Origin of the sequence: Aestuariivirga sp., assembly GCF_044239095.1 — a bacterium.
Classification (GTDB): Bacteria; Pseudomonadota; Alphaproteobacteria; order Rhizobiales; family Aestuariivirgaceae; genus Aestuariivirga.
In genome coordinates this window covers 1-24,091 of sequence record NZ_JBIICB010000031.1, presented here as the reverse complement: position 1 = coordinate 24,091, position 24,091 = coordinate 1, and the positions used below count along the sequence as shown (strand labels likewise).

Sequence of the window (24,091 nt, the reverse complement as noted above, 5' to 3'; positions counted from 1 at the left end):
GCGGAGAACCCGTGGATGCAGGCGATGATGCATTTTCCCTTCTCCCGTTGCAAAGCAATGGGAGAAGGTGCCCGAAGGGCGGATGAGGGCCTCTCTCCGCGAGTCCGTCACGTTGAAAGAGACCCTCATCCGGCCTGCCGGCCACCTTCTCCCATCGCGTCGCGACGGGAGAAGGGGACACTCATCGGGTCCGTGCCGCGGAGAACCCATGGATGCAGGCGATGATGCATTTTCCCTTCTCCCGTTGCAAAGCAATGGGAGAAGGTGCCCGAAGGGCGGATGAGGGCCTCTCTCCGCGAGTCCATCACGTTGAAAGAGACCCTCATCCGGCCTGTCGGCCACCTTCTCCCATCGCGTCGCGACGGGAGAAGGGGACAATCATCGGGTCCGTGCCAAGCCCTCTGCCATCCCGGCCTTCGCCGGGATGACGGTAGTCAGGATGAGAAAAGTCGATCGCGGATCACGCGTGGCCGGACATCCAGTCGAGGCAATTCTGCCGGCGAAACCCAGCGAAATTCGAGCGTCTCATCCGTGACGGTCAACGGTGCATTGGAGGAAACGGCAATACAGACCTCTGACTGCCGGATGTCCAAGCCCTCATGCGTGAAGACATTCTCGATCTCCCACAGTCTGCGGCCCAGTTGCACGTCCCAGCCAAGTTCTTCCCTGAATTCCCGGATCAGCGCCATCTCGGCCGTCTCGCCGGTCTCGAGCCTGCCGCCGGGCAGGGCCCAGATTGTCTCGTTCCTCCTGCGCTGCAGAAGAACCTTGCCTTCGCGAAGCATAAGGCCACATGCACGGGTGCGCATGGCCGCCTAATACATCCGCCCGCCGTTCGGCACCTTGTGGTCCACGGCCAGCAGCACCACCTCGCCCGATGCATCGGGGAAGCCGAGTGTCAGCACTTCCGACATGAAGGGGCCGATCTGGCGTGGCGGGAAGTTGACGACGGCTGCCACCTGGCGGCCCATCAGCGTTTCGGGCGTGTAGTGCGTCGTCACCTGCGCGGAGGACTTCTTCACCCCGATTTCCGGGCCGAAGTCGATCTTCAGCTTGAAGGCGGGCTTGCGCGCTTCCGGAAAGGGTTCGACGCCGGTGATAGTGCCAACGCGGATGTCGACCTTCATGAAATCATCGAAGGAGATGGCCATGCGTGTCAGCTCGCCAGTTCGCGTGAGCGCTTCGTGGCCTCTTCGATGGCCTTGTCGAAGAGCGGCTGCATGCCATTCTCGGCCATCAGTACCTGCAGCGCGGCATAGGTGGTGCCCTTGGGCGATGTCACGTTCTGGCGCAGCGTTGCCGCCTCGATGCCGGATTGGCGCATCAGTTCGCCAGCACCTGAGACGGTGGCGCGCGCCAGCTGCATGGCGAGGTCCTTCGGCAGGCCTGCCTTCTCGCCCGCTGCCGCCAGGCATTCGGTGAGATAGAACACATAGGCGGGCCCCGAGCCCGATACGGCGGTCACCGCGTCGATCATCGCCTCATTCTCGATGGTGACGACCTCGCCCACCGCCGCAAGCAGGCTGCGGGCGAGTGCCAGTTGCGCAGGCGACACATTGGCGTTGGCAGCCATGGCGGTAATGCCGCGGCCCACTGCTGCTGGCGTATTGGGAATGGTGCGGATCACCGCGGCATCCGCCCCGAAGTGGCGCTCGAAGGAGGCGATGGTCTTGCCCGCCGCCACCGAGAGGATCAGCGGCTTTGCGGCCTTAAGCGGCACAACACCTGGCAGCACGTCTTCCATCAGCTGCGGCTTCACCGCCATGACCACCACTTCGGCGTCATCGATGGCATCCACGCCAGGGTTGAGCCGCACGCCCGAACGCTCGAGGAGTGCCTTCACCTCCGGCGGCGGAGATGGGTCGAGCGCCACGATGCGTGAGGCCTCCGCACCACCCTTCAGCCAACCTTCCAGCATGGCGCCCCCCATCTTGCCGGCGCCGACCAGCACCAGCGTTCCGGATAGTTTCACCATCAGGCCTCTCCCCAGGTATCGATCATTGCGGCCTCCAGCGCGTCAGCGGCGCTGCGGCCCGCCCAGACGACGAATTGCACGGCCGGGAAATAGCGCTCGCAGGTTTGCACCGCAAAGCGGATCAGCGCTTCGCATTGCGCGTCATTGGCCTCGGCGTTGCCGGAGAGCAGCAGGCTGTTGCGGAACAGCAGGCTGCCGTCCGCGTGCCACAGGTCGAAGTGTCCAATCAGCAACTGCTCGTTGATGCGCGCGATGAGTTTTGCCACCTCGTCGCGGCGCGCCGCGGGCACCTTCATCTCGAGGCTTACCGCCGCATGCAGGATCTCGAATTCGTCGCGCCAGCTGAGGGAAACGGTCATGTCGCTCCAGCCGCCGGCGATCTGCATCGTCACTTCGCCGGATCCGGTGCGGGAAAAGGCCCATTCATAGGCTTCGGCAATGCGCTCGACACGGTCGAGCGGATTGGAGAGGTCGTCGCTTTCAAGGGCCTCGAGGGCCATCGTTCAATCCTCCGCTGGCTGACGAATCACTCGCCGAGCCATGAAGAGCAAACTGCCCAAGCCTTTGAGTCGCTTCAAGAGTCAGCAGAGGAAACAAGTGATTCCTCCACAGGCGATCACGCCGTTCCGGTGCTGACCCCGAGTCAGTCGGCGCGCGAATCGGAAGCCGACTGGCCGCCGAGCCTGGCTTCCAGCGCCGCAAGCCTCGCTGCCAGCGCGTCGTTCTCCTCGCGGGCCTTCTGGGCCATTGCCTTCACGGCCTCGAACTCCTCGCGCTTGACGAGTTCCATGTTGTTGAGGATCCGCTCCATCTGGGCCTGGACGAGCGTGTCGATCTCCCGCCGGACTCCCTGGGCAGCACCCGCTGCATTGGTCATCAGCTTGGCCATTTCGTCGAAGAAGCGCGTCTGTGTCGTGGTCATGTGGGGAACCCTTTCTCTCTTATTAGCTATGGGCTTTGGCCCCGCACTTCAAGGTGCCGCGTGAGGCTTGACGCCGCGGCCGGGTGCGACCAGTGTCCGCTGCGATGAATTTCGAGGCTGCCACTCCCGCCGTCCTGCCGTTTCCGCCGGTTGATCCCGTGCTGTTCGAGATCGGGCCCTTCGCGCTGCGCTGGTATGCGCTGGCCTATATCGCCGGTCTGGTCTTCGCCTCCTGGTACATGAAACGGCTGGTTTCCAACCCGCGGCTGTGGGGCAAGGTGACGCCGTCGATGAGCGTCCCCCAGGTGGACGACTTCTTCCTGTGGTCGGTGCTGGGCGTCGTGCTTGGGGGCAGGCTTGGCTATGTTCTGTTCTACAAGCCGCTCCACTATCTCGCCAACCCGCACGAGATCCTCATGATGTGGGACGGCGGCATGTCGTTCCATGGCGGCTTCCTCGGCGTGGTGGTGGCCTGCTTCTTTTATGGCCGCCGCATCGGCACCAGCCTCGACCGCATGCTGGACCTCGGCGCGGCCTCCGTGCCGGTGGGGCTGGGGCTGGGGCGGCTGGCCAATTTCATCAACAGCGAATTGTGGGGCAGGCCCACGGAAGTGCCCTGGGCCTTCGTCTTCCCGCAGGACGCGCTGCAGCTTCCCCGTCACCCCAGCCAGCTTTATGAGGCCGTGCTCGAAGGGTTGCTGCTGTTCATCGTGGTCAGGATCGCCACCCACCGCCATGGCGCCCTCCAGCATGCCGGCCGGGCGTCCGGCATCTTCGCCCTGGGCTATGGCCTGTCGCGCATCATGGTCGAGTTCTTCCGTGAGCCCGATCCGTTCCTCGGGCAAGTCGCGGGCGTCCTCACCATGGGCATGATCCTGTCGCTGCCGCTCTGCCTTGTTGGTGTGTGGCTTCTCCTGAGGTCCCGGCATGACCCCGCTTGAGGCCCTGATCTCGGAGCTGATCGCTACCGACGGCCCGATGCGGCTGGACCGCTATATGGGCCTCTGCCTCGGCCATCCGCTGCATGGCTACTACATCACGCGCGATCCGCTGGGCCGGGAGGGCGACTTCGTCACCGCGCCCGAGGTCTCGCAGGTGTTCGGCGAGCTTATCGGCATCTGGGCGGCGGGCGCCTTCGTGGCGATGGGCGAGCCGGCCCGCGTCAATCTGGTCGAGCTCGGCCCCGGCCGGGGCACGCTGATGGCCGACATGCTGCGCACCATCGGCCGGGTGTCGCCCGCGCTGGCCGCCGCCGCCGTGCCGCACCTTATCGAGACGAGCCCGGTGCTGAGGACAAGGCAACGCCAGGCGGTGGGCCCCGGGGCCAGCTGGCACATGACCCTCGAGGAAGTGCCCGAGGCCCCGATGATCCTCATTGCCAACGAGTTTTTCGACGCGATCCCGATCCGCCAGATCGAGAGGCGGCAGGGCCTCTGGCACGAGCGGGTGATCGGGCTGGAGCAGGGGCGCCTCGCCCGCGGCCTTTCCGGTCAAGTTCCCGGTCCCCAGGGGCGCGACGGCGACGTTCTGGAACTCGCCCCCGCGCGCGATGTGATCGCTGGCCAGATCGGCCAAAGGCTGCTGCGCCATCCCGGTGCCGCCCTCATCATTGACTACGGGCATCTGACCAGCGCCCCGGGTGACACGCTGCAGGCCATGCGCACGCACGGCTTCGTGGATGTGACCGAAAGGCCCGGCGAAGTCGACCTGACATCGCATGTCGACTTCCAGGCGCTGGGCCGTGCGCTGAAAGAGGGGGGTGCTGCTGTCCACCGCCCCATGACCCAGCGGGACTTTCTGCTCGCCATGGGCCTCGAGCAGCGCTTCGAGCTTCTGGGGCGGCGCGCCGATGCGATCGTCACCTCAACCTTGAGGCGGCAAATGGCGCGGCTTGCGGATGAGAACCAGATGGGTAACCTGTTCAAGGTACTCGCTGCCACCTCACCCGGCATGACGAGCCCTTACCCGTTCGGACAGACATGATTGCAGCAGACGCACTCCGGCTCGACGGCTTGACCCACGGCTTCTTCACGCGGGAGGGCGGGCATTCATCTGGCCTGTTCTCCTCCCTCAATTGCGGCATGGGCTCGGGCGATGACCGTGAGACGGTGCAAAAGAACCGCGCCCTTGTGGCGGAGCGGCTGGGTGTTGCGCCCAATTGCCTGCTCTCCGCCTACCAGGAGCACAGTGCGGAGGCCGCCCTGGTCACGGGGCCCTGGCCGGACGAAGCGGAGCGTCCCCGTGTCGATGGCCTTGTCACGCGCACCCCCGGGGTGGCGCTGGGCGTGCTCACCGCCGATTGCGGCCCTGTGCTGTTCGCCGACCCTGAGGCCCGCGTGATCGGCGCGGCCCATGCGGGCTGGAAGGGCGCGCTCACCGGCATCACCACGCGCACCCTCGACCTGATGGAGGCCCAAGGCGCGCGGCGCGCGCGCATCACCGCCGTGATCGGCCCCACGATCTCGCAAGCCGCCTATGAGGTGGGCCCCGAATTCCCCGCCCGCTTCACGGCGGCCGACCCCGCGAATGCGCGTTTCTTCGCTGCCTCCGAAAGGCCGGGCCATGCCATGTTCAACCTGCCGCTCTACCTCGCGCACCGGCTTGGCGCTGAAGGTGTCGGCACGGTCGTTAACCTGTCGCTCTGCACCTTCAGTGACGAGCGGCGGTTTTTCAGCTACCGGCGGGCCACGCACCGCCGGGAAACGGATTATGGCCGCCTGATCTCGGCCATCGCGCTTACTTAGGAGAAGGCAATGGCACTGCATTTCAACCGCGCCGAATATGACCGCCGCATCGCGGCGGTAACCTCGGCAATGGCCACCGAGGGCCTCGACGGCCTGCTGATGTTCCAGCAGGAAAGCATGTATTACCTGACGGGCTACGACACCTTCGGCTTCTGCTTCTTCCAGTGCCTCTATCTGGGCGCCGACGGACGCCTCGCGCTGCTCACGCGCTCGCCAGACCTTCGCCAGGCGCGCCACACCTCGATCATTGCCGACATCCGCATCTGGACCGACGAGGCCGGCGCCAAGCCTGCCACCCAGCTCCGCGACATGCTGGAAAGCCTCGGCTGCAAGGCAAAGCGCCTCGGCATCGAGAACCAGTCCTATGGCCTCACCCATTTCAACGGCAAGCAGGTTGACGCCGCACTGGACGGCTTCTGCCGGCTGAGCGATGCGAGCGACCTGGTGAACATGATCCGCGTGGTGAAATCCCCCGCCGAGCTCAAATATGTTCGCAAGGCCGGAGAACTCGGCGACCTCGCCTTCAAGGCGGCGCTGCGCAAGACCAAGGCGGGTGCTGACGAGGGTGACATCCTGGCCGCCCAGCAGGCCGCCGTGTTCGCAGGCGGCGGCGACTATCCCGCCAATGAATTCATCATCGGCTCCGGGCCTGACGCGCTGCTCTGCCGCTACAAGTCTGGCCGCCGCAAGCTCGGCAAGCGCGACCAGTTGACGCTCGAATGGGCGGGCGTCTACCGCCATTACCACGCAGCCTATATGCGGACGGTGATCATCGGCAAACCATCGAAACACCACGCAGCGATGGACGAGGCCGCGCGCGAGGCGCTGGCCGCGGTCGAGGAGCAGATGGTGCCCGGGCGCACCGCGGGCGACGTCTTCGCCGCCCATGCCCGCGTCATGGATGCCAATGGCATGAAGAACCACAGGCTCAACGCCTGCGGCTACTCGCTGGGCGCCAAGTTCACCCCGAGCTGGATGGACAACCCCATGTTCTACAAGGATAATCCAGTCGAGATCCAGCCCGGCATGGTCTTCTTCGCGCATATGATCCTGATGAACTCCGATGCCGGGGCGGCCTTCTGCCTGGGGCGCACCTACATCGTGGGGGCCAAGAAGCCGGAATCCGTTTCAAAGGCGTCTCTGGAGATGGTAGTCCGGTAACATGCGGGAGGCAGTTGCAATGGCGTGGCGGGAGCGGGCGCGCGAGCTGCTCCGGAGGCTGTCCTCCGGGGTGATGCTGGCCGTTCTCGGCCTCATGCTCGCCGCCTGCTCCGCGGGCTCGATCCTGACCGATTCCGGCTCCGCCAGCCTGGAGCCGAAGGGCAAGTCCGTGCCGCCGGTGGCCATCGAGGATATCAAGGGCATTCCGCCGGCCAACCTTGCTGATCTCAAGGCCGCACTGTCATCGGCCGGTGGCCAGCATGACATTGGCTTCGTCGAGGGCAGCTTCCAGTCCGGCGTGTTCGGGCTCTCAGGCAATTTCCGGGCAAGCTCGGGCAGCACCGGGGTGCGGCTGGTCTATCAGTTCCAGTTCCGCGATGGTGAGGGCGTGCTCATCGACAACATCGACGGCGAGGAGAATGCCGGGCTCTATTCCGGGGCGGATCCCTGGGGCGGCGTCTCCACCGCCGTTCTGGACCGGATCGCGCGGCGCACGGCGGAGGCCATGGCGCGCAAGCTGAGCCAGATGGGCTATGCCACGAGGCTCGCGAACCTCACCGCGCCGCCCGCTGAACTCTTCGCCATGGCAGCGCCCGACGCCCACCGGGAGATTGACTTCGACACGCTCCACGGCCCCGGCCTTGGCGAAGCGGCCGCTGCGCTGTTGGCGGGTGCGGGCGAGGTGGTGCAGCATGAGGAGATCGAGCCCAGCGTGGCCGCTGTCGCGCCGTTGCAGGGCGAGGCGACCCTGCCGCGCGTCACCGTATCGGATACGCCCTCCGCCGCCCCGCCGCCCGACATGAACGACACGGCTGTCGCTGCTTATGCCGATCCGCCCGCCGATCCCGCCGCCAGCAGCGCGAAGGCCTCCAAAGCCGCCGAGAAGAAGCTGAAGCCCGGCCAGCGGGCGATCCGGGCCGTTGCGGTCGTGCCGGTCAAGGGCTCGCCGGGGGAGGGGGATGCCGAGCTGACGGCGGCCATGCGCAAGACGCTCTCCGCCGCAGGATGGCCAGTGGTGAGCAAGCCGCAAGCGGATGCGCTCACCATCGTCGGGCGCGTCAAGGTTGCTGCTAAGGGCGAAAACCAGGCCGTGTCCCTCAGCTGGGATGTAAAGTCGCCCGACGGCGAGACGCTGGGCAGCGTGAAGCAGGCCAATGAGGTGCCGCACGGCGCCCTCGACGGGGGCTGGGGCCCTGCCGCCACTGCCGTGGCCGAAGCCGCCGCCACCGGCATTTTCGACATCGTCAAGAGCTACCGCTAGGCAAACTGCCCATAAGCGGCGGCTATGGCCGCATGAGCGAAATGCCCCTTTGCATGGCGTCATGCGGTTGTTATAGAGCCGCGAAAGCTCAGTGGATGAGGGGTTCGGTGCATGATGAAGATCGTGGCAGGCAACAGCAACCGGCCACTGGCGGAAGCCATTTGCTCCTACCTGAACCTGCCGATGACGAAGGCCGTCGTGAAGCGCTTCAACGACATGGAAGTCTTCGTCGAGATCCAGGAAAACGTCCGCGGCCAGGACATGTTCGTGGTGCAGTCCACGAGCTTCCCGGCGAACGACCATCTGATGGAACTTCTCATCATCATCGACGCGCTGAAGCGTGCCTCCGCCAAGCGCGTCACCGCCGTCATTCCCTACTTTGGCTATGCCAGGCAGGACCGCAAGCCCGGCCCCCGCACGCCGATCTCGGCCAAGCTCGTCGCCAACCTCATCACCCGCGCGGGCGCTGACCGCGTGCTGACGATGGATCTCCATGCGGGCCAGATCCAGGGCTTTTTCGACATTCCGACCGATAACCTCTTCGCCGGCCCCGTCATGGTGCGTGACATCAAGAACCACCTCGACGTGGCCAACACCGTTGTCGTCTCGCCGGACGTGGGCGGCGTGGTGCGCGCGCGCGCACTCGCCAAGCGCCTCGACACACCCTTGGCCATCGTCGACAAGCGCCGTGAGCGGGCAGGCGAGTCGGAAGTCATGAACATCATCGGCGACGTCGAGGGCAAGTCCTGCATCCTGATCGACGACATCGTCGACTCGGGCGGCACGCTGGTGAACGCGGGAGAAGCGCTGCTGGCCCAGGGGGCAAAGGATGTCACCGCCTATATCACCCATGGCGTGCTCTCAGGCGGGGCCGTGTCGCGCATCACCAATTCCAAGCTGAAGGAACTGGTCATCACCGACTCGATCCAGCCCACCGAAGCCGTCAAGATCGCCCACAACATCCGCTGCATCCCGATTGCCTCGCTGCTGGGCGAAGCCATCGGGCGGACGAACCGGGAAGAGAGCGTCTCGAGCCTGTTCGAGTAGGAAGGGCCCTCATCCGGCCTTCGGGCACCTTCTCCCATCCTTCGGACGGGAGAAGGGACTCGTGGTGAGGTTTCCCTTCTCCCGTTGCGCAGCAATGGGAGAAGGTGGCCGACAGGCCGGATGAGGGCCTCTTTCCCCGAGCCCGCCCCCACTTGCCCCCGCCGCCCCCTTCCGCTATAGGCCCCCCGTCCGTCCGGCATCGTTCACCCCTGGAGGAAGGCAGGGCGGATCAATCTTATCAGGAGTTTACCATGTCCAAGATCGTGCAGCTCAAGGCCGCGTCGCGCGCCCGGGCAGGCAAGGGGGCCTCTCGCGCAGTTCGCCGTACGGGCCTCGTTCCCGGTGTCGTCTATGGCGACAAGCAGGAGCCCCAACTCATTTCGCTCACCTACGGCGACGTTCTCCCCCATGTTGAGACCGGCCGTTTCCTCTCGACGCTCGTCGACCTCGAGGTCGAGGGCAAGACCATCCGCGCCATCGCGCGTGATGTGCAGTTCGAGCCGGTGCGCGACTTCATCGTCCACATCGACTTCCTGCGCCTCGGCAAGGATGCCCGCATCAAGGTGAGCGTGCCCGTTCACTTCAAGGGCCAGGAACTGTCCCCCGGCATCAAGCAGGGTGGCGCGCTCAATATCGTGTCGCATACCGTGGCGCTGAACTGCTCGGCCAACCTCATCCCGGACGAGATCACGGTCGACGTGTCCGGCCTGCAGATCGGCCAGTCGGTTCACTTGTCCGACATTACGCTGCCCGAGGGCGTGAAATCCTCCCTGACGGATGACGTGACGCTCTGCGCCGTCTCCGCCCAGGCCAAGGAAGAGGAAGCCCCCGCCGAGGCCGCTGCGGGCGATGTTCCGGCAACCAACCAGAAGGCTCCCGCTGCCGCTGCCGGCGCCAAGGGTGCAGCACCTGCCAAGGGTGCGGCTCCCGCCAAGGGTGCGGCTCCCGCCAAGGGCGCTGCACCGGCCAAGGGTGCGGCTCCTGCGGCTCCGGCCAAGAAGAAGTAATCTTCGCAAGGCGAGGGCCAGATGCACCTCATCGTGGGGCTCGGCAACCCGGGCTCCAAATATCAGGGCAACCGGCACAATATCGGCTTCATGGCGGTGGACGAGATCGTCCGCCGCCATGGCTTTTCGCCGTGGCGCAAGCGCTTCCAGGGCGAAACCTCGGAAGGCCTGATGAATGGCAGCAAGGTGCTTCTCCTCAAGCCTCTCACCTACATGAACGAAAGCGGCCGCTCGGTGGGCGAGGCGATGCGCTTTTTCGACATCGATCCGTCACGGGTCATCGTGTTTTATGACGAGCTCGACCTCGAACCCTCCAAGGTCCGGGTCAAGCTCGGCGGCGGTGCGGCGGGCCACAATGGCATCCGCTCCATGATGGCGCATTGCGGACCGCATTTCATCCGTGTGCGGATGGGTATCGGCCACCCCGGCCACAAGGCGCTGGTGCATGCTTACGTGCTGAGCGATTTCGCCAAGGCAGACCGGGAGTGGCTTGACCCGCTGCTGACGGCCGTTGCCGACAACGCGGGCCTCCTCGTCAAGGGCGAGGACGGCTCATTCCAGAACAAGGTGCATCTGGCGCTCAATCCCGCGCCGGAGAAGCCCAGCAAGAAGGCAGAGAACTGATGGGTTTCAAGTGCGGCATCGTTGGCCTCCCCAACGTCGGCAAGTCCACCCTCTTCAACGCGCTCACACAGACCGCGGCGGCGCAGGCGGCGAATTATCCCTTCTGCACCATCGAGCCCAATGTGGGTGACGTGGCTGTCCCTGATCCACGCCTCGACGTGCTGGCGAAGATCGCAGGGAGCGCGCAGATCATCCCCACCAGGCTCACCTTCGTGGACATCGCAGGGTTGGTGCGCGGCGCCTCCAAGGGTGAAGGGTTGGGCAACCAGTTCCTCGCCAACATCCGCGAGGTCGATGCCATCGCCCACGTTGTGCGCTGCTTCGAGGATGGCGACATCACGCATGTTGAAGGCAAGATCGACCCTATCGCTGACATCGAGACGATCGAGACCGAGCTGATGCTCGCTGACCTCGACTCGCTCGAGAAGCGCATCGTCAACATTGAGAAGAAGGCCAAGCAGGGCGACAAGGACTCGAAGGAACTGGCCGACCTCATCAACCGCGCCCTCGTCCTGCTGCGTGAGGGCAAGCCTTCCCGCCTGGTCGAGCGTACGCCTGAAGAGGAGAAGGCCTTCAAGGGCCTGGGCCTGCTGTCGTCGAAGCCCGTGCTCTATGTGTGCAATGTCGAGGAAGCTTCCGCCGACAAGGGCAATGAATTCTCGTCACGCGTCTTCAAGCGCGCCGCGGAAGAAAATGCGGTGGCCGTCGTCGTCTCCGCCAAGATCGAGTCCGAGATTGCCGTTATGGCGCTGGCCGACCAGAAGGACTTCCTCGATGCCGTGGGGCTGGAGGAGCCGGGCCTCAACCGCGTCATCCGCGCGGGCTATGACCTGCTCCATCTCGTCACCTATTTCACCGTGGGCCCCAAGGAGGCGCGCGCCTGGACCATTACCAAGGGCACCAAGGGCCCGGGTGCGGCAGGCGTCATCCACACCGATTTCGAGAAGGGCTACATCCGCGCCGAGACCATCGCCTATGATGATTATGTGGCAAACAGTGGTGAAGCGGGTGCCCGCGAGGCAGGTAAGTTCCGGCTGGAAGGCAAGGACTATGTCGTCAAGGACGGCGACGTGATGCATTTCCGTTTCAATACGTAAGGGTAGACGGCCCAGAGGGGAGGCGGCGGTGTCAGATCTTCTTCATTACGAAGACTTCCCCGAAGGGCTCGTCATCCCCTTCGGCACCTATCACCTGTCGAAGGAAGAAGTCATCGCCTATGCCCGCGAATGGGACCCGCAGCCCATGCACCTTGATGAGGCGGCGGCGAAAAACTCCGTGCTTGGAGGATTGGCAGCGTCTGGCTGGCAGGGCAGCGCCATCCTGATCCGGCTCGCGGTCGAGGCCTATGCCAACAAATCCGCCGCCATGGCCTCTTCCGGTATGGATGAGGTGAAGTGGCTGAAGCCCGTCTATGCGGGCGAAACGCTTACAGGCCGCGCCACGGTGCTCTCCCGCCGCGTCTCGTCCAAGCGCCCGGAGATGGGCATTCTCAAGATGAAGTTCGAACTCTTCAACATGGAGGGCGAACTCAAGACGGAGATCACGGGCGTGCAGTTCATGGGAGTGCGCAAGCCATGATCGGACTTTATCTCGAGGAGATCGCGGAGGGCCGCGTCGTCGAGCTGGGCCAGCATCATTTTACGCGCGAGGCGATCATCGCCTTTGCGAAGCAATATGACCCGCAGCCCTTCCACCTGGATGACGAGGCAGCGCGGAAAGGTCCGCTCGGCGTGCTCTCGGCGTCGGGCTGGCACACGGCGGCGGGCTGGATGAAATGCTATGTCGCCACCAACCAGGCAGCGGAAGCGAAGATGCGCGCAGAGGGCCGGGAGCCCGCCGCGATCGGCCCGTCGCCCGGCCTCACCAATCTGCGCTGGCTGAAGCCCGTGACGCCGGGAGACACCATCACCTACCGCTCCACCGTGACGGGCAAGCGCGAGCTCAACTCGCGGCCGCAGTGGGGGCTTGTGTTCACGCTGAACGAGGGCGTGAACCAGAAGGGGGAACTGGTGTTTTCTTTCCAGGGCAAGGTGCTGACGCCGAAGCGGCCCGCCGTTTGACCGGCGTCATCCCGGCCTTCGCCGGGATGACGGAGTGGGGTCAATGCCCCTCGAAGCCCACCAGCGTATGTACCTTCACACCCTTGGCCTTGAGCTTCGCTGCACCGCCCAGCTCCGGCAGGTCGATCACGAAGGCGGCGGAGACCACCTCGCCGCCCGACTTGCGGATCAGGTCGATGGCCGCCCCCGCCGTGCCACCGGTGGCGATGAGATCGTCGACCAGCAGCACGCGGTCGCCCTTCTGGATGGCATCGGCATGCATCTCGATCGTGTCCACGCCATATTCCAGCGCATAGTCCTGGCCGATGACGCGCGAGGGCAGCTTGCCCTTCTTGCGGATGGGAATGAAGCCGCGGCCCAGATTGTGCGCCACGGCACCTCCTAGGATGAATCCCCGCGCCTCGATCCCCGCCACGTAGTCGATCTCGCCCTTGAGGAAGGGCCAGGCCAGCTCATCCACCGCGGCGCGGAAGCCGTGCATGTTGGACAAGAGCGTGGTGATGTCGCGGAACATGATGCCGGGCTTGGGATAGTCCGGAATGGTGCGGATGTAGCGCTTGATGTCGAAGCCGTTCCTGAGGTCCATGCTGTTGCTCCTTACGGCCATTTCACGAGGGGCGGCATGGAGGAGAGGATCGATTCGACATTGCCACCCGTTTTCAGGCCAAAGATCGTGCCACGGTCGTAGAGCAAATTGTACTCGACATAGCGGCCACGGCGGACCAGCTGCTCCTCGCGGTCATCCTCCGTGAACGGTAAATCCATGTTGCGCCGCACGAGCTTCGGATAGATGTCGAGCAAGGCCAGCCCCACGTCCTTGGTGAAGGCGAAGTCCTTGTCCCAGTCGCCGGAGTTGAAGTGGTCATAGAAGATGCCGCCGATGCCGCGCGGCTCGTTCCGGTGCGGCAGGAAGAAATATTCGTCGCACGACTTCCTGAACTTCTCATAGTTCGCCACGGCATGGGCGTCACAGGCCGCCTTCATCGCCGCGTGGAAATCCTGGGTGTCCTCATGGTCCTGCACCCTCTTGCGGTCGAGCACGGGGGTGAGATCCGCGCCACCGCCGAACCAGGTCTTGGTCGTCACGATGAAGCGGGTGTTCATGTGCACCGCGGGAACGAAGGGGTTCCACGGGTGGATGATGAGAGAAATGCCCGAGGCCCAGAAGCGCGGGTCCTCCTCCGCACCGGGGATCTGCTTGCGGAACTCCGGCGAGAATTCGCCATGCACGGTAGACGTGTGTACCCCCGCCTTCTCGAAAACCTTGCCGTGCAGCATGGACATGACGCCCCCGCCGCCGTCCGGCCGCTCCCACGGCTTGCGGGCGAAGCGGGCGCCCGCCTCGATGTCCTCCAGCGCGGCGCAGATCCGGTCGCGAAGCGCCTCAAACCACTGGCGGGCGGCGGTTTTCCGGGTGAGCAGGTCTGTCATGGGCGGGGTCCTGGTGCGATTCCTGTCGTCGTCAGCGGCAATCTCTAGCATCTCCCGCCACCTTCCGAACAGCACCGCCGGAACAACGCAGCTTCTGAAGGGCCTTGATACCATGGATTGCAGAGTCATGTGACTTTTCGGGCGAAACATGCTACCTGAGGCTTCATGAATGCTGAACCATGCTTCGGAGATATCGCATGACCTCCCGGCTCAAGGTGCTCTTGCGCCGCTTCCAGACGGGCGAGAATGGTGCAATCGCCATCATTTTCGCCCTCTCCCTCATTCCGCTTATCCTTGCGGTGGGCGCGGCCGTCGACGGGGCGCGCCTGTATATTCTCAAGTCACAGCTGCAGGCGCTTGCTGATGCAGCCGCCATTTCGGCCGGTTCCGACCCTTTCAACAATTCCGAGATCGCCCTGGACACGGTGGTCACCGCCTATGTCAACGCCAACAGGCCGCCGGACAGCTTTGCCAGGGTGAGGATCGCGGAAACGACCTACGAGGCTGAGGAGCAGCGCTACACGCTCCTGCTTGAGGGCACGATGGACACGTCCTTCATGAGGATCATGAACATCGACGAGTTGACGGTGGTGGCACAGGCGGAAATCCTGCGGGCGCTGCCGGGGCCGATCGAGCTGTCCATGGCGCTCGACGTAACGATCTCAATGGGTTCTCCGTTGATCAGCCCGTCGGTCTGCGAAGACGGGTCGTCGATCACGACTCGGATCCAGGCCCTGCAGTGCGCCGTGACAGTCCTCATCGACGACCTGTCCAGCCTGGTCACGGAGACTTCCTCGGAAAAGATGAAGGTCGGGATCGTGCCGTTCGGCAATCACGTTAATGTTGGTACGGACAGGGCCGGCGTCAGCTGGCTGTCCGGTTCGTCCTCCGACTGGAGCGGATGCGTAGGGTTCCGCGATTCGACACGCCGGGTCCACCTCGATGATCCGACCAACTTCAAGTATCCGCGCGTCCCTGTCGTCTGGGGGATGGCGCAGGGCTGCCAGTCCTTGTCCCGCAAGATCCAGCCGCTCACCGAGATCTGGGAGGAGGAGGACCGTGACCGGCTCAAGCAAGCCGTGGGCACCGGCGGGGCCGGTGTCTCTTCTTCGCATCTGCCATCCGGGTTGCTCTGGGCCTGGCAACTGCTGCACAACGAGGGGCCGGATCCCATTTTCACCGAAGGCCGGACCAAAGAGGACCTGGATGACGTCAAGGGCAAGAAGGTGGTCGTGCTGTTTACCGACGGCTGGAACAATACCGGCCCGTTTCTGAACACGGCCACATTCACGGTTTCGTCGACAGCTGCGGCGGTCACGAACGCCAACGCCAACCAGGCCACCATTTGCCAGAACATCAAGAACGCCAAGATCGAGCTGTTCGTGGTCTCGTTCCTGACCGTCAACAACCAGGTCGAAGAGGACCGGTTACGGTCCTGCGCATCGTCCGCCCGTCACTTCTTCAAGGTGCAAACGGCGGACGAACTCATCACGGCTTTCCGTAATGTTGCCGTCGCGTTCCGCCCGGTGCGGTTGACGGACTGAGGCGTCAGCTTTGCCGCGGCCCCAGCTGGCGCAGTGCTTCGCCTGTGGCCATGGCGCAGGCCAGAGCCACGTTGAGGGAGCGCATGCCCGGCTGCATGGGGATGGTCATCCGCGCCTCAACCTCCTCATGCACGCTTTCGGGCACGCCGGAACTCTCCCGGCCCATCAGGATCACGTCGCCGGGGGCGAAGGCGAAATCCCACAGCGGCAGGCTGGCCCTGGTCGTCAGCAGCACGCTGCGGCGGCCGGCGGTGGCCTGCCGGAAGGCGGTCCAGGATGGCTCGCGGACGAGGGCCGCCTTGTCCAGATAGTCCATCCCCGCCCGGCGGAAGGCGGAATCGCTCATCACGAAGCCCGCGGGCTCGATGATGCGGCACGTCAGCCCGAGACAGGCGCACATCCTCAGGATGGTGGCGGCGTTGGGCGCAATGTCGGGCTGGTAGAGGGCGATTTCGATCATGTTTCCGGTTTCCTGGTCCGGCCCGGCGCGGGCCGGAAATTGGCTGCGAACTGCGACACTTGATGGCTAGACTTCCCGATGGCGCAATGCCAAAAGGTCGCGGGTTTGAGCGCCCGGACCAGCCTGTCCGTAATAGGGCTGACCTGGCAACAAAAGGGAATAAGAGACGTGTCCACAGCGGAACATGCGGAAACCAGCCGCCGCGATTTTCTCTATATCGCGACTGGCGCCGTGGGTGCCGTCGGCGCAGCGCTGACGGCCTGGCCTTTGATCAACCAGATGAACCCCGACGCATCGGTCAGGGCGCTTGCTTCGGTCGAGATCGACCTGACGCCGATCGCCGAAGGCCAGGAAATCACCATCAAGTGGCGCGGAAACCCGGTGTTCATCCGCCACCGCCTGCCCGCCGAGATCGAGGCGGCCAAGGCCGTCCCGATGTCGGATCTGCCCGATCCGCTGGCGCGCAACGCCAACGTCGCTGATGTCGACGAGGCCACCGACGCCAACCGCGTGGTGGGCGGCAAGGAGCAGTTTCTGGTCATGATGGGCGTGTGCACCCATCTCGGCTGCGTGCCGATCCCCAACGAGGGCGAATTTGCCGTTGTCGAAGGCTCCTCCAAGCATGGCGGCTGGTTCTGCCCCTGCCATGGCTCGCATTACGACACGGCCGGCCGCATCCGCAAAGGCCCCGCGCCGCAGAACCTGCCGGTTCCGGCCTACGCCTATCTCTCCGACACCAAGATCCGCATCGGCTAAGAAGGACCTTCCTCAATGAGCGGACAATCAAACTACGAGCCAACCTCGGCCTTCGGAAAGTGGTTCAATGATCGCCTGCCGATCATGGGTCTGGTGAAGGGCCACGCGCTGGACTTCCCGACGCCGAAGAACCTGAACTACTGGTACACGTTCGGCGGCATTCTCGCCGTCATGCTGGTGGTGCAGATCCTCACCGGCATCATCCTCGTCATGCACTACACGCCGCATGTGGACCATGCCTTCGCTTCCGTCGAGCACATCATGCGCGACGTGAACTCGGGCTGGATGATCCGCTACATGCACGCCAATGGCGCGTCCATGTTCTTCATCGCGGTCTACATCCACATCTTCCGCGGCATGTACTACGGCTCCTACAAGGCGCCGCGCGAAGTGCTCTGGATGATCGGCGTGCTGATCTATCTCGTGATGATGGCCACGGCCTTCATGGGCTATGTGCTGCCCTGGGGCCAGATGAGCTTCTGGGGTGCGAAGGTCATCACCAACCTGTTCTCCGCCATTCCCTTCGTGGGCGACTCGATCACCACGCTGCTGTGGGGCGGCTACTCGGTCGACAATCCGACGCTGAACCGCTTCTTCTCGCTGCATTACCTGCTGCCCTTCGTGCTGGCTGCCCTTGTCGGCCTGCACATCTGGGCGCTGCACGTGCCGGGCAATAACAACCCGACGGGCGTTTCGGTGAAGAGCAGCCAGGACACGCTGCCCTTCCACCCGTACTACACGATGAAGGACGCCTTCGCGATCGTCGTGTTCTTCATGTTCTTCGCCTTCTGGATTTTCTTCGCGCCCAACTATCTGGGTCACGCGATCAACTACCAGGAGGCCAACCCGCTGGTGACGCCCGCGCACATCGTGCCGGAATGGTACTACCTGCCGTTCTACGCGATCCTGCGCGCGGTGCCGGACAAGCTGGGCGGCGTCATCGCCATGTTCGGTTCGATCCTGATCCTCTTCGCGCTGCCGTGGCTCGATACCTCGAAGGTGCGCTCGGGCAACTACCGCCCGCTGTTCAAGGGCTTCTTCTGGATCTTTGCCGTTGTCTGCGTGGCGCTTGGCTACCTTGGCTCAAAGCCGGCAGATGGCCTCTATGTGGTGTTCTCGCGCATCCTGACCGTCTACTACTTCGCGCACTTCCTGGTGATCCTGCCGCTGCTCGGACTTCTCGAAAGCCCGAAGCCGCTGCCGTCGTCCATCTCGGATGATGTGCTTGCCAAGAAGCGTCCTGCCACGGCCGCCGTGCCTGCCGAGTGATCTGGGGGAAACTGACATGACATTGCTCAAGACACTCGCCATCGCGGCCACGGGCCTTATGCTGTCCTTCGGGGCGGTCCAAGCGGCGGAGGGCCAGAAGCCTGCCAAGGACATCAGCTTCTCCTTTGAAGGTCCCTTCGGCACCTTTGACCGCGCGCAGCTTCAGCGCGGCTACAAGGTCTACAAGGAAGTCTGCTCGGCCTGCCACGCGATGAAGTATGTTTCCTTCCGCAACCTCTCCCAGCCCGGCGGGCCTGAGTTCTCGGAAGAACAGGTGAAGGTGCTGGCCGCTGGCTACACCGTCCAGGACGGCCCCAACAATGATGGCGAGATGTTCGAGCGTCCCGCTCTCCCCTCCGACCGCTTCCCCTCGCCCTTCCCGAATGAGCAGGCAGCGCGTGCCGCCAATGGCGGCGCTTATCCCTCCGACCTATCGCTCATCACCAAATACCGCCCGGGCTGGTACGGCACGTTCAACCAGCTGGTGAACGGCATCGGCGGCCCGCAATATGTCTACTCCGTGTTGACGGGCTACGTGCCGGACGAGGAAATCCCCGAGGAGCTCAAGGCCGAGCAGCCGGAGGGCAAGGCCTACAATCCCTATTTCGCCAATGGCCACTGGATCGGCATGGCGCAGCCGATTACCGACGACCAGGTGACCTATGACGACGGCACGCCCGCGACAATCGACCAGATGGCGCGTGACGTCTCGGCCTTCCTTGCATGGACGGCTGAGCCCAAGATGGAAGAGAGGAAGCGCACCGGTTTCATGGTGCTGATCTATCTCGGCATCCTGGCGCTGCTGCTTTATCTCGTGAAGAAGAAGATCTGGGCCAACGCCCACTGATGATACCCACATGCTTTGCAAAAAGGCCCGGAGCCAAGCTCCGGGCCTTTTCGTTTGCGGTGGTCTCGGGCATCCTCCACATGGCGAAGGGAAGGGCACAGCATGACGGCATCTGTTCTGGGCATCATCGGTGGATCGGGCATCTACGATATTCCGATGGACAATGCGCGTTGGGAGAGGATCGCCTCGCCATGGGGTGAGCCTTCCGACGAATTGCGCCGCGGCGAGATCGAGGGGCTCCCCGTCGTGTTCCTGCCGCGCCACGGCCGCGGCCACGTACAGTCGCCGACCACCATCAACTATCGCGCCAACATCGATGTGTTGAAGCGGGCAGGGGTTACGGATCTGTTTTCGCTCTCGGCCGTTGGCTCGTTGAAGGTGGAGCTTCCACCCGGCACCTTCGTGCTCGTTGACCAGTTCATCGACCGCACCTTCGCGCGGGAGAAAAGCTTTTTCGGCGCTGGCTGCGTGGGGCATGTGCCGTTCTCGCATCCTGTTTCCCCCGCGCTGCAGGACGTGGCGGAGAAGGCGCTGGCGGCGGAAGGCATCCCGCACGCGCGCGGCGGAACCTATGTGGTGATGGAAGGCCCGCAATTCTCTACCCTCGCCGAGTCGCATCTCTACCGCTCATGGGGTGCGTCGGTGATTGGCATGACCAACATGCCCGAAGCCAAACTGGCGCGCGAGGCGGAGATAAGTTACTGCACCGTCGCCATGGTCACCGATTATGACTCATGGCACGAGGATCACGGCTCTGTCGACGTCGCCAAGGTGATGGCGGTGATGAAAGCCAATTCCGGCAACGCCGCACGGCTGCTCGCGCGCATCGCGCGGACGTTTCCGCGCCAACATCCGCCTTGCCCCGCGGGCTCTGACCGGGCGCTCGACTTCGCCATCATGACGGCGCCCGAACGGCGCGATCCGGCGCTTCTGAAGAAGCTCGACGCGGTGGCGGGCAGGGTGCTCAAACCGTGAGGTGGCGGGCGTTGCTACTGTGCGCCTGCGCCATGCGTGGCAGCTGACCGGTTGTAGACCAGCTTGACGAAGGGGTGCTTCATCAGCCGCTTCTGTTCGGCAATGTCAAAGGCCGTGTGTTTCTTGTTACAGGCCGCGCGGATCCCCTCCCACAGCTGGTTTGCCTTGCGGTCCGCCTCGCTGCAGGATTTCGCCTTGATGGCCTTCACCTGCCGCTCGAGGTCGGCGGCACAGCCGAGCCAGATTTCCCGGTGGGTTTCCTCATGCACCTTGAGGAAGGCAGAGAACTGCTGCCAGCGCTTGCGTTCGGCGGGGGGCAGGACTCTCTCGTTCTTGATCTTCGGAAGCCTGATGACAAAGTCAAGTTTCAGCCGGTAGTCCTCGATCCGGCAATATGCGCCTTGTGACAGCTTGCCATTCTGGGTTGTCGTGGCCAAGGTCGAGGCATAGGCCTTGGCCCCGTTCACCCGTGGCCCCCTCTTCATCATCGAGGCATAGACCTTCGCGGCCGTGTCACCGCGGATGGTGTAATAGGTATATCTGGTGCTCTGCGCCGGCTTGGCTGAGGCCACTCCCGCCCAGAAGGCAAGCATGGCTGCCGCTACGGCAGTTACTGCGAAAGCTGAAATTTTTTGACGATGCCATCCCATAAGGTCAACTATCGCGCAACCGGAACCAGAATCAAGCCTTGAAAATGGAGAAGCCCCCTCTTGCCCTACACGCATGGGTAAAGCATAATAATCTTGTCTGAGCGGCAACGTTCGGTCACAGGCCAAGCCGTTCAATTGGTCAAGAGCGCCTTCCCGTAAGGGGGCACTTGAGGTCCACGTGAGCACTGCTGGGCCGCATACCTGCCGCCTTCCACCAGCGGCGAGATCCGCACGCAACGTGTAATGGAATGAGGGACGCTCTTTTCATGCGCCAGAATGGCACAGTGAAGTTTTTCAACCAGGCCAAGGGCTACGGGTTCATTTCACCGGACGGCGGCGGCAAGGATGTGTTCGTGCACATCACGGCTGTCCAGCGCTCCGGCATCCCGGAGTTGTCGGAGAACATGAAGATCAGTTTCGAGATCCAGCCTGACAAGAAGGGCCGCGGGCCCCAGGCTGTCGAACTCCAGATCGTCTGACGTTTGATCACAGGCGGGCCTTGCCCGCACCGGTTTTTTGCGCCATGCCGCCTTCACGCGCGGCACGAGGGCCGCGCAGCCCTTGAGGATTGCCGATGAAGCGTGCGCTCATTTTCCAGCACATGGACCATGACCATCCTGGCCGCTTCCTTGATTTCTTCGCCGAGGACGGCATCGTTCCTGAGGCGGTTCGGCTGTTTGAGGGCGAGGCCATCCCGCCGCTCGCCCCCTATGACTTCCTGTTCGTGCTGGGCGGCGCGCAGGATACCTGGCAGGAGGAACAGCACCCGTGGCTTTCCGCCGAGAAGCAGGCGATCCGCGAATGGGTGGCAGAGCGCGCGAAACCCTATTTCGGCGTCTGCCTCGGCCATCAATTGCTGGCGGCCGCGCTCGGTGGCGAGGTGGCGCCCGCGGAGGAGGGCGAGATCGGCGTTTTCGACGTGGCGCTGACAGGCGGCGCTGAAACCCACCGGCTCACGCGCGGGCTGGGGCCAAGCCACAAGGTCATGCAATGGCACATGGCGGAGGTGAAGCGGGCGCCGGACGGCGCTGTGGTGCTGGCCAGTTCGGCCCGCACCCCGGTGCAGGCGTTTGCCATCGGCGAACACGCCGTCAGCACGCAGTTCCATTGCGAGTTCACGCCGCAGACAGTTGCCGGCTGGGCGAGCCTTCCGAACTATGTCTCCTCGCTGGAGCGCCACCTCGGCGCTGGCGCCTATCCGCGCATCGTCAGGGACTGCTATCCGCTGATGCCCGAGATGGCGCGCATGACGCGCGCAATCTACGACAATCTCGCCACCGCCACGGGGTTGAGGAAATAACGCCGGGAGAACCGGGCGAGAGAGCGGCGGGTGGTCAAATGGACTTATCGTGACGGCTGATGTCTTCTCCCGCTCCTTCAGCGGGAGAAGAAGGGACCCGTTGCGCCAGCAACGGGGAGATGAGGGAAAAGGGGCGCTGCATGAAATTCGGAGCACCGCATTCCCTCACCTCCCCCAACTTCGTTGGGTCCCCCTCCTCTCCCGCGCTGCGGGAGAGGACGCCAGGCCAAGCTGATCGCGATTGACTGACGGGTAATCTAGTTCCCCGGCTCCAGCAGCTGCTCGCGGGTGATCCAGAAGACTTCGCCTTGCTGCTCCTCCGTGTCGAGCCACAGGAAATCGAGGTGCGGATAGGCGGCAACGAGCAGTTCGCGGCCTGTGCCGATTTCACAGATGAGACCGCCGCCGGGGTTCAGGTGATCGGCAGCCTCCGCCAGGATGCGGTGCACGAGGTCGAGACCGTCCTCTCCGCCGATATGCGCCATCACCGGCTCATGGCCGTATTCTGGCGGGAAGGCGTCAACCTCGGCTGCGGCGACATAGGGCGGATTGCAGATGATGAGGTCGTAGGTGGCCCCGTCCACTGCCGCGAAGAGGTCGCCCTGGTGCAGGCTGACCCGTTCTGCAACGCCATGCTCCTCCACGTTGATATGCGCCACCGCCAGCGCATCGGCGGAGAGATCGGCGGCATCGATCTCGGCATCAGGGAAAATCCCCGCCGCGATGATGGCAAGGCAGCCGGAGCCGGTGCAGAGGTCGAGCACAGCCGTCACCTGCGTCACGTCCTCGATGAGGGGCGCTTCGTCGCCCCCGAAGATGCCGGAGAGCATCAGTTCGCCGATGTAGGAGCGCGGCACGATCACCCGCTCGTCGACGTAGAAGGACAAGCTGCCGATATAGGCGCGCTTTACCAGATAGGCGGCGGGCATGCGCGTTTCGATCCGTGCACGGATGAGATCGGCCAGCACCTGCCGCTCGGATGCGAGCAGCGTTGCGTCAAGCCAGGGATTGATGTCGTCAACCGGCAGGCGAAGCGTCTCGAGGATCAGGAAGGCGGCCTCGTCCAGGGCGGATGTGGTACCGTGGCCGTGGACGACCTTCGCCCGGCGGAACTCTGACAGCGCCCAGCGCAGGAAGTCACGAACGGTCGAAAGCTGGCTTGCTGCTGCGTTCGGGTCTGGTTTGAGGTCTTTCATGGCGGTTTTCCCGGCTGGCGCTGAACAGGGCCTGAATTGCAATCGCCCCCACAATCACCGCCCCGCCGATGAATGTCCAGACGGGTGGAAGCTCGCGGCTGGCGAACCAGGCCCAGACGGGCGACAGCACCGGCTCGACCAGTGCAATGAGCGAGAGTTGTGCGGCAGGTACGGCGCGTGATCCGATGGTGAACAGCATCAGGCCCAGCGTCAGCTGGACCGCGCCCATCAGGAAGACGGCGCCGGCGTTCCACCAGCCGATGGCGAAGGCCGAAAGCCCCGCATCCCCGCGGAGCCCCGTGGGCACGCTCAGCACGAGCGCGCTCACCAGGATGAGGTAGAGGGCGTTCCAAATCAGCGCTACCGACATCTCAGTCTTCTGGCCCCAGCGCAGCAGCACCGCATAGCAGGAGAAGCAGAAGGCGGAGTAGATGGCCAGAAGCGTGCCCGTGACGGCGCCCCCGCCGCGATTGCCGTAGAAGATGATGCCCATGCCGATGAGCGCCACCGTCATTGCCACCCAGGTGATGGGCGGAATGCGCTCCTTCAGGATCCAGAAGCCGATGAGGGCTGACAGGAAGGGCGCCACACCCACCATGAAGATCGCCTCCGCCACCGTCGTGTAGAACAGCGAGGCCACGAAGGTGAGGCCCGCCGTGCCGATTGCCACGCCGGCGATCACGGCATTGACGCCTGCTTCCGACATGCGCCGCAGCAGGCTGCCGCGGAACCGGAAGCCGAGCCAGAGCCCCATGCAGACGAGCACCGTGACCGAGCGGTAGAAGATGATCTGCCAGACGTCGATGCCATCCGTGAGGCGCACCAGCGCGCCGCCCAGGCTCCAGCAGGCAGCACCTGCCGC

At 64.1% G+C, this 24,091-nt stretch carries 29 protein-coding genes; 18 read left to right on the top strand and 11 right to left on the bottom strand.

The window, feature by feature from the left end:
- Positions 1-434: 434 nt before the first annotated feature.
- The 5 genes from ACILRA_RS04875 to ACILRA_RS04855 all read right to left on the bottom strand — a co-directional run bounded on the left by ACILRA_RS04875 (position 435) and on the right by ACILRA_RS04855 (position 2,897).
- A complete protein-coding gene (locus ACILRA_RS04875; RefSeq protein ID WP_395660967.1) occupies positions 435-809 on the bottom strand; it encodes an NUDIX hydrolase in 375 nt (124 codons plus the stop codon).
- Positions 810-815: 6 nt separating this feature from the next.
- Positions 816-1,151: a tRNA-binding protein gene (locus tag ACILRA_RS04870; RefSeq protein ID WP_395660966.1), complete on the bottom strand. Its 336-nt coding sequence runs from the start codon at positions 1,149-1,151 to the stop codon at positions 816-818.
- A 5-nt stretch (positions 1,152-1,156) separates the two neighbouring features.
- On the bottom strand, positions 1,157-1,978 hold the full coding sequence (gene proC, locus ACILRA_RS04865; RefSeq protein ID WP_395660969.1) for a pyrroline-5-carboxylate reductase: 822 nt from the start codon (positions 1,976-1,978) through the stop codon (positions 1,157-1,159).
- Positions 1,975-2,475: a YbjN domain-containing protein gene (locus ACILRA_RS04860; protein WP_395660965.1), complete on the bottom strand. Its 501-nt coding sequence runs from the start codon at positions 2,473-2,475 to the stop codon at positions 1,975-1,977. Before ACILRA_RS04860 ends, proC begins: the two co-directional genes overlap by 4 nt.
- A gap of 143 nt (positions 2,476-2,618) precedes the next feature.
- Positions 2,619-2,897, bottom strand: coding sequence for an accessory factor UbiK family protein (locus tag ACILRA_RS04855; protein WP_395660964.1), 279 nt, complete (start codon positions 2,895-2,897; stop codon positions 2,619-2,621).
- A 92-nt stretch (positions 2,898-2,989) separates the two neighbouring features.
- On the opposite strand from ACILRA_RS04855, the gene lgt reads away from it, so the two are divergent.
- The 11 genes from lgt to ACILRA_RS04800 all read left to right on the top strand — a co-directional run bounded on the left by lgt (position 2,990) and on the right by ACILRA_RS04800 (position 12,801).
- Positions 2,990-3,838 (top strand): prolipoprotein diacylglyceryl transferase, encoded by an 849-nt coding sequence (gene lgt, locus ACILRA_RS04850; RefSeq protein ID WP_395660963.1) that lies wholly within the window; start codon positions 2,990-2,992, stop codon positions 3,836-3,838.
- Positions 3,825-4,880, top strand: coding sequence for a class I SAM-dependent methyltransferase (locus ACILRA_RS04845; RefSeq protein ID WP_395660962.1), 1,056 nt, complete (start codon positions 3,825-3,827; stop codon positions 4,878-4,880). The genes lgt and ACILRA_RS04845 overlap by 14 nt, the downstream gene beginning before the upstream one ends.
- A complete protein-coding gene (gene pgeF / locus ACILRA_RS04840) occupies positions 4,877-5,641 on the top strand; it encodes a peptidoglycan editing factor PgeF (RefSeq protein WP_395660961.1) in 765 nt (254 codons plus the stop codon). Before ACILRA_RS04845 ends, pgeF begins: the two co-directional genes overlap by 4 nt.
- 9 nt (positions 5,642-5,650) lie before the next feature.
- On the top strand, positions 5,651-6,802 hold the full coding sequence (locus tag ACILRA_RS04835) for a M24 family metallopeptidase (protein WP_395660960.1): 1,152 nt from the start codon (positions 5,651-5,653) through the stop codon (positions 6,800-6,802).
- A gap of 19 nt (positions 6,803-6,821) precedes the next feature.
- Entirely contained in the window at positions 6,822-8,063 is a 1,242-nt protein-coding gene (locus ACILRA_RS04830) for a hypothetical protein (protein WP_395660959.1), read from the top strand.
- A 114-nt stretch (positions 8,064-8,177) separates the two neighbouring features.
- Entirely contained in the window at positions 8,178-9,110 is a 933-nt protein-coding gene (locus ACILRA_RS04825; protein WP_395660968.1) for a ribose-phosphate pyrophosphokinase, read from the top strand.
- A 251-nt stretch (positions 9,111-9,361) separates the two neighbouring features.
- The gene (locus ACILRA_RS04820; RefSeq protein ID WP_395660958.1) at positions 9,362-10,117 is read left to right on the top strand and encodes a 50S ribosomal protein L25/general stress protein Ctc; all 756 of its coding nucleotides are present in this window, start codon (positions 9,362-9,364) and stop codon (positions 10,115-10,117) included.
- Positions 10,118-10,138: 21 nt separating this feature from the next.
- Entirely contained in the window at positions 10,139-10,741 is a 603-nt protein-coding gene (pth, locus tag ACILRA_RS04815) for an aminoacyl-tRNA hydrolase (protein ID WP_395660957.1), read from the top strand.
- A complete protein-coding gene (gene ychF / locus ACILRA_RS04810; protein WP_395660956.1) occupies positions 10,741-11,838 on the top strand; it encodes a redox-regulated ATPase YchF in 1,098 nt (365 codons plus the stop codon). The genes pth and ychF overlap by 1 nt, the downstream gene beginning before the upstream one ends.
- Positions 11,839-11,866: 28 nt before the next feature.
- Entirely contained in the window at positions 11,867-12,319 is a 453-nt protein-coding gene (locus ACILRA_RS04805; protein ID WP_395660955.1) for a MaoC family dehydratase, read from the top strand.
- A complete protein-coding gene (locus ACILRA_RS04800; RefSeq protein ID WP_395660954.1) occupies positions 12,316-12,801 on the top strand; it encodes a MaoC family dehydratase in 486 nt (161 codons plus the stop codon). The genes ACILRA_RS04805 and ACILRA_RS04800 overlap by 4 nt, the downstream gene beginning before the upstream one ends.
- Positions 12,802-12,841: 40 nt before the next feature.
- Here the strand turns inward: ACILRA_RS04800 and ACILRA_RS04795 are convergent, their stop codons facing one another.
- Together ACILRA_RS04795 and hemF are read right to left on the bottom strand one after the other, a co-directional pair.
- Entirely contained in the window at positions 12,842-13,387 is a 546-nt protein-coding gene (locus ACILRA_RS04795; protein ID WP_395660953.1) for an adenine phosphoribosyltransferase, read from the bottom strand.
- A gap of 11 nt (positions 13,388-13,398) precedes the next feature.
- Positions 13,399-14,232 carry an oxygen-dependent coproporphyrinogen oxidase gene (gene hemF / locus ACILRA_RS04790; RefSeq protein ID WP_395660952.1) on the bottom strand — a complete coding sequence of 278 codons (834 nt, stop codon included), beginning with the start codon at positions 14,230-14,232 and terminating at the stop codon, positions 13,399-13,401.
- A gap of 197 nt (positions 14,233-14,429) precedes the next feature.
- Here hemF and ACILRA_RS04785 point away from each other — a divergent pair, with 197 nt between their 5' ends.
- Positions 14,430-15,776, top strand: coding sequence for a pilus assembly protein TadG-related protein (locus tag ACILRA_RS04785; RefSeq protein WP_395660951.1), 1,347 nt, complete (start codon positions 14,430-14,432; stop codon positions 15,774-15,776).
- Between the two features lie 4 nt (positions 15,777-15,780).
- On the opposite strand, the gene ACILRA_RS04780 is transcribed toward ACILRA_RS04785, so the two are convergent.
- Complete coding sequence (locus ACILRA_RS04780) at positions 15,781-16,236, bottom strand: tRNA (cytidine(34)-2'-O)-methyltransferase (protein ID WP_395660950.1); 456 nt, start codon at positions 16,234-16,236, stop codon at positions 15,781-15,783.
- Between the two features lie 168 nt (positions 16,237-16,404).
- On the opposite strand from ACILRA_RS04780, the gene petA reads away from it, so the two are divergent.
- The 4 genes from petA (at position 16,405) to ACILRA_RS04760 (ending at position 20,083) form a co-directional block, all read left to right on the top strand.
- Positions 16,405-16,992, top strand: coding sequence for a ubiquinol-cytochrome c reductase iron-sulfur subunit (gene petA / locus ACILRA_RS04775; protein ID WP_395660949.1), 588 nt, complete (start codon positions 16,405-16,407; stop codon positions 16,990-16,992).
- A 15-nt stretch (positions 16,993-17,007) separates the two neighbouring features.
- On the top strand, positions 17,008-18,261 hold the full coding sequence (locus ACILRA_RS04770; RefSeq protein ID WP_395660948.1) for a cytochrome bc complex cytochrome b subunit: 1,254 nt from the start codon (positions 17,008-17,010) through the stop codon (positions 18,259-18,261).
- Between the two features lie 16 nt (positions 18,262-18,277).
- The gene (locus tag ACILRA_RS04765; protein ID WP_395660947.1) at positions 18,278-19,108 is read left to right on the top strand and encodes a cytochrome c1; all 831 of its coding nucleotides are present in this window, start codon (positions 18,278-18,280) and stop codon (positions 19,106-19,108) included.
- Between the two features lie 102 nt (positions 19,109-19,210).
- Positions 19,211-20,083 (top strand): S-methyl-5'-thioadenosine phosphorylase, encoded by an 873-nt coding sequence (locus tag ACILRA_RS04760; protein WP_395660946.1) that lies wholly within the window; start codon positions 19,211-19,213, stop codon positions 20,081-20,083.
- A 14-nt stretch (positions 20,084-20,097) separates the two neighbouring features.
- On the opposite strand, the gene ACILRA_RS04755 is transcribed toward ACILRA_RS04760, so the two are convergent.
- On the bottom strand, positions 20,098-20,676 hold the full coding sequence (locus tag ACILRA_RS04755; RefSeq protein ID WP_395660945.1) for a DUF922 domain-containing protein: 579 nt from the start codon (positions 20,674-20,676) through the stop codon (positions 20,098-20,100).
- 323 nt (positions 20,677-20,999) lie between these two features.
- On the opposite strand from ACILRA_RS04755, the gene ACILRA_RS04750 reads away from it, so the two are divergent.
- Both ACILRA_RS04750 and ACILRA_RS04745 read left to right on the top strand, forming a co-directional pair.
- Positions 21,000-21,212 carry a cold-shock protein gene (locus ACILRA_RS04750; RefSeq protein ID WP_395660944.1) on the top strand — a complete coding sequence of 71 codons (213 nt, stop codon included), beginning with the start codon at positions 21,000-21,002 and terminating at the stop codon, positions 21,210-21,212.
- A gap of 95 nt (positions 21,213-21,307) precedes the next feature.
- Positions 21,308-22,033, top strand: coding sequence for a type 1 glutamine amidotransferase (locus ACILRA_RS04745; RefSeq protein WP_395660943.1), 726 nt, complete (start codon positions 21,308-21,310; stop codon positions 22,031-22,033).
- A gap of 257 nt (positions 22,034-22,290) precedes the next feature.
- Here ACILRA_RS04745 and prmB read toward each other — a convergent pair whose 3' ends face one another.
- Both prmB and ACILRA_RS04735 read right to left on the bottom strand, forming a co-directional pair.
- The gene (gene prmB, locus ACILRA_RS04740) at positions 22,291-23,229 is read right to left on the bottom strand and encodes a 50S ribosomal protein L3 N(5)-glutamine methyltransferase (protein ID WP_395660942.1); all 939 of its coding nucleotides are present in this window, start codon (positions 23,227-23,229) and stop codon (positions 22,291-22,293) included.
- A partial coding sequence (locus tag ACILRA_RS04735) for a DMT family transporter (RefSeq protein WP_395660941.1) occupies positions 23,171-24,091 on the bottom strand: 921 nt, incomplete at its 5' end. The genes ACILRA_RS04735 and prmB, both read right to left, overlap by 59 nt.

What these genes read in the sequence shown, in the direction of transcription:
- ACILRA_RS04875 (WP_395660967.1), bottom strand. Translation starts at nt 809, where the DNA reads ATGCGCACCCGTGCATGTGGCCTTATGCTTCGCGAAGGCAAGGTTCTT.
- ACILRA_RS04870 (WP_395660966.1), bottom strand. Translation starts at nt 1,151, where the DNA reads ATGGCCATCTCCTTCGATGATTTCATGAAGGTCGACATCCGCGTTGGC.
- ACILRA_RS04860 (WP_395660965.1), bottom strand. Translation starts at nt 2,475, where the DNA reads ATGGCCCTCGAGGCCCTTGAAAGCGACGACCTCTCCAATCCGCTCGAC.
- ACILRA_RS04855 (WP_395660964.1), bottom strand. Translation starts at nt 2,897, where the DNA reads ATGACCACGACACAGACGCGCTTCTTCGACGAAATGGCCAAGCTGATG.
- ACILRA_RS04845 (WP_395660962.1), top strand. Translation starts at nt 3,825, where the DNA reads ATGACCCCGCTTGAGGCCCTGATCTCGGAGCTGATCGCTACCGACGGC.
- pgeF (WP_395660961.1), top strand. Translation starts at nt 4,877, where the DNA reads ATGATTGCAGCAGACGCACTCCGGCTCGACGGCTTGACCCACGGCTTC.
- ACILRA_RS04835 (WP_395660960.1), top strand. Translation starts at nt 5,651, where the DNA reads ATGGCACTGCATTTCAACCGCGCCGAATATGACCGCCGCATCGCGGCG.
- ACILRA_RS04830 (WP_395660959.1), top strand. Translation starts at nt 6,822, where the DNA reads ATGGCGTGGCGGGAGCGGGCGCGCGAGCTGCTCCGGAGGCTGTCCTCC.
- ACILRA_RS04825 (WP_395660968.1), top strand. Translation starts at nt 8,178, where the DNA reads ATGAAGATCGTGGCAGGCAACAGCAACCGGCCACTGGCGGAAGCCATT.
- ACILRA_RS04820 (WP_395660958.1), top strand. Translation starts at nt 9,362, where the DNA reads ATGTCCAAGATCGTGCAGCTCAAGGCCGCGTCGCGCGCCCGGGCAGGC.
- pth (WP_395660957.1), top strand. Translation starts at nt 10,139, where the DNA reads ATGCACCTCATCGTGGGGCTCGGCAACCCGGGCTCCAAATATCAGGGC.
- ychF (WP_395660956.1), top strand. Translation starts at nt 10,741, where the DNA reads ATGGGTTTCAAGTGCGGCATCGTTGGCCTCCCCAACGTCGGCAAGTCC.
- ACILRA_RS04800 (WP_395660954.1), top strand. Translation starts at nt 12,316, where the DNA reads ATGATCGGACTTTATCTCGAGGAGATCGCGGAGGGCCGCGTCGTCGAG.
- ACILRA_RS04795 (WP_395660953.1), bottom strand. Translation starts at nt 13,387, where the DNA reads ATGGACCTCAGGAACGGCTTCGACATCAAGCGCTACATCCGCACCATT.
- hemF (WP_395660952.1), bottom strand. Translation starts at nt 14,232, where the DNA reads ATGACAGACCTGCTCACCCGGAAAACCGCCGCCCGCCAGTGGTTTGAG.
- ACILRA_RS04785 (WP_395660951.1), top strand. Translation starts at nt 14,430, where the DNA reads ATGACCTCCCGGCTCAAGGTGCTCTTGCGCCGCTTCCAGACGGGCGAG.
- ACILRA_RS04780 (WP_395660950.1), bottom strand. Translation starts at nt 16,236, where the DNA reads ATGATCGAAATCGCCCTCTACCAGCCCGACATTGCGCCCAACGCCGCC.
- ACILRA_RS04770 (WP_395660948.1), top strand. Translation starts at nt 17,008, where the DNA reads ATGAGCGGACAATCAAACTACGAGCCAACCTCGGCCTTCGGAAAGTGG.
- ACILRA_RS04765 (WP_395660947.1), top strand. Translation starts at nt 18,278, where the DNA reads ATGACATTGCTCAAGACACTCGCCATCGCGGCCACGGGCCTTATGCTG.
- ACILRA_RS04760 (WP_395660946.1), top strand. Translation starts at nt 19,211, where the DNA reads ATGACGGCATCTGTTCTGGGCATCATCGGTGGATCGGGCATCTACGAT.
- ACILRA_RS04755 (WP_395660945.1), bottom strand. Translation starts at nt 20,676, where the DNA reads ATGCTTGCCTTCTGGGCGGGAGTGGCCTCAGCCAAGCCGGCGCAGAGC.
- ACILRA_RS04750 (WP_395660944.1), top strand. Translation starts at nt 21,000, where the DNA reads ATGCGCCAGAATGGCACAGTGAAGTTTTTCAACCAGGCCAAGGGCTAC.
- ACILRA_RS04745 (WP_395660943.1), top strand. Translation starts at nt 21,308, where the DNA reads ATGAAGCGTGCGCTCATTTTCCAGCACATGGACCATGACCATCCTGGC.
- prmB (WP_395660942.1), bottom strand. Translation starts at nt 23,229, where the DNA reads ATGAAAGACCTCAAACCAGACCCGAACGCAGCAGCAAGCCAGCTTTCG.